At 68.1% G+C, this 2,701-nt stretch carries 2 protein-coding genes; both read right to left on the bottom strand.

The window, feature by feature from the left end:
• Nucleotides 1-54: 54 nt before the first annotated feature.
• The gene (meaB, locus tag GX543_RS07435; RefSeq protein WP_290850987.1) at nt 55-1,050 is read right to left on the bottom strand and encodes a methylmalonyl Co-A mutase-associated GTPase MeaB; all 996 of its coding nucleotides are present in this window, start codon (nt 1,048-1,050) and stop codon (nt 55-57) included.
• Between the two features lie 8 nt (nt 1,051-1,058).
• Nucleotides 1,059-2,701 (bottom strand): methylmalonyl-CoA mutase (scpA, locus tag GX543_RS07430; protein ID WP_290850986.1); only part of this gene is annotated, 1,643 nt, incomplete at its 5' end.

Genomic DNA, 2,701 nt, shown 5'->3' with positions numbered 1-2,701 from the left:
ATCGAGGCGGACGCGGTGGGCTCGCTCAATCATCGATGGGACTGCGCAGCGCCATCAGTCGCTACACCCGCCGGCGGCGGCGACGATCTGCTCGGCCGCCAGCGCCGGAGTGAGTGTGCCGTCGAGGATGGCGCGCGCGGCATCCGTACGGACCCGGCGGACTTCCGGGTCGGATTCGAGGCGCGAGAGGATCGTCTCCTGGACCATCTGCCAGGTCCAGTTCACCTGCTGGCGGGCGCGTCGCCGTTCGAACTCCCCCGCTTCGGTGAGCACGTCCCGATGCTTGACGATCGCCTGCCAGTACTCGTCGACGCCGGTGTTCTCCAGCGCGCTCATGGTGAGCACCGGGGGCGTCCACAGGGCGTCGTGCGGATAGATCAGGCTCAGCGCGTTGCGGAGTTCGCGGGCTGCGGCGCGCGCCTCGTTGATGTGCTTGCCGTCGGCCTTGTTCACGACGACGATCTCGGCGAGCTCCAGCACTCCCTTCTTGATGCCCTGCAGCGCGTCTCCGGTACGGGCCAGCGTCAGGAAGCTGAAGGTGTCGACCATGCCCGCGACGCTCACCTCCGACTGGCCGACGCCGACGGTCTCGACCAACACGACGTCGTATCCGGCAGCCTCGACCAGGACGATGGTCTCGCGGGTGGCTTTGGTGACGCCGCCGAGGGTGCCCGACGTCGGGGACGGCCGCACATAGGCCTCCGGCGCGGCGGAGAGCTTCCCCATGCGGGTCTTGTCGCCGAGGATCGAACCGCCGGTGCGCGTGGACGACGGATCGACGGCGAGCACCGCCACGCGATGCCCGAGATCGATCAGATGCATGCCGAGCGCCTCGATGGTCGTCGACTTGCCGACGCCGGGCACACCGGTGATGCCGACCCGGAACGAGTTGCCCGAATCCGGCGTCAGTTCGAGGAGCAGCTCCTGCGCCTTCGCGCGATGGTCGGGCCGCGTCGACTCGACCAGGGTGATGGCGCGGGCCAGTGTCGAGCGCTCTCCGGCCCGGACCCCGTCGGCGAGTGCCCCGACGTCGATCGTGCGTCGTGCCATCTCCCGCGTCAGCCCGCGTCCGGCAGGACCAGGTCGAGTTCCAGCTCGCCGGCCAGCTTCGCGATCAGCTCCACCGCCGCATCGGCGATCACCGTGCCCGGCGGGTAGATCGCGGTGGCCCCGGCCTGGTAGAGCTCATCGAAGTCGCCCGGCGGGATCACCCCGCCGACCACGATCATCACGTCCTCGCGTCCGACGTCGGTGAGCGCCTTCTTCAACGCCGGCACCAGAGTGAGGTGGCCGGCGGCCAGCGACGACACGCCGACGACGTGGACGTCGTTGTCGGCGGCCTGCGCGGCCACCTCCTCGGGCGTGGCGAACAGCGGGCCCACGTCGACGTCGAAGCCGAGGTCGGCGAACGCGGTCGCGATGACCTTCTGGCCGCGATCGTGCCCGTCCTGACCCATCTTGGCGACCAGTACGCGCGGACGACGGCCCTCCGCTTCTGCGAAGGCATCCACGACGGCGATCGCCCGATCCACGTTGCTCACGTCTTCTCCCACCTCGTGCCGATAGACGCCGCTGATGGTGCGGATCTCGGCCTGATGGCGACCGAAGACCTTCTCCATCGCGTCGGAGATCTCCCCGCCGGTGGCACCGTGGCGCGCGGCCTCGATGGCCAGCGCCATGAGATTGTTCGACAGATCCGAACCGCCCGGCTCGCCCGCCGCACGAGTCAGGTCGGCCAGCGCCGCCTCGACCGCCGCCGAGTCCCTTTCGGCACGCAGACGCGTGAGCTTCTCCAGCTGTTCGGCGCGCACCTTGGAGTTGTCGACCTTGAGGACCTCGATCTCCTCGTCCTCGTCGACTCGGTACTTGTTGACACCGATCAGGGGCTGCTGGCCGGAGTCGATGCGTGCCTGGGTGCGGGCGGCCGCCTCTTCGATCCGGAGCTTCGTCAGGCCCTCGTTGATGGCCTGGGTCATACCGCCCGCCGCTTCCACCTCGGCGATGTGGGCCCGGGCCTTGTCCGCGAGGTGCGCGGTGAGCCACTCGACGTAGTTCGACCCCGCCCACGGATCGATCGGCCGCGTGGTGCCCGACTCCTGCTGCAATAGCAACTGGGTGTTGCGTGCGATGCGCGCGGAGAAGTCGGTGGGCAGCGCGATCGCCTCGTCAAGCGCGTTGGTGTGCAGCGACTGGGTGTGCCCCTGGGTCGCGGCCATCGCCTCCACACAGGTGCGGGCGACATTGTTGAAGACGTCCTGCGCCGTCAGCGACCAGCCCGAGGTCTGCGAGTGGGTGCGCAGGGAGAGACTCTTGGCCGACTTCGGCTCGAACTTCGCGACCAGCTCGCTCCACAGCAGACGCGCGGCGCGGAGCTTGGCGACCTCCATGAAGAAGTTCATCCCGATGCCCCAGAAGAACGAGAGCCGCGGTGCGAACTTGTCGATGTCCAGGCCCGCATCCAGTCCGGCACGGATGTACTCGACCCCGTCGGCGAGCGTGTACGCGAGCTCCAGATCGGCGGTCGCACCCGCCTCCTGGATGTGGTAGCCGGAGATCGAGATCGAGTTGAACTTCGGCATCTTCTGACTGGTGTACGCGAAGATGTCGGAGATGATCCGCATCGACGGCGCCGGTGGATAGATGTAGGTGTTGCGGACCATGAACTCTTTGAGGATGTCGTTCTGAATGGTCCCGGCCAGCT

It is taken from the genome of Gordonia sp. (in: high G+C Gram-positive bacteria) (genome assembly GCF_012515855.1).
Taxonomy (GTDB): Bacteria; Actinomycetota; Actinomycetes; order Mycobacteriales; family Mycobacteriaceae; genus Gordonia.
Note: the sequence above shows the minus strand (reverse complement) of the source record. Positions and strands in the feature narration are given on the sequence as shown.

Excerpts from the sequence above, each read along its gene's own strand:
- meaB (WP_290850987.1), bottom strand. The coding sequence starts at position 1,050 with ATGGCACGACGCACGATCGACGTCGGGGCACTCGCCGACGGGGTCCGG.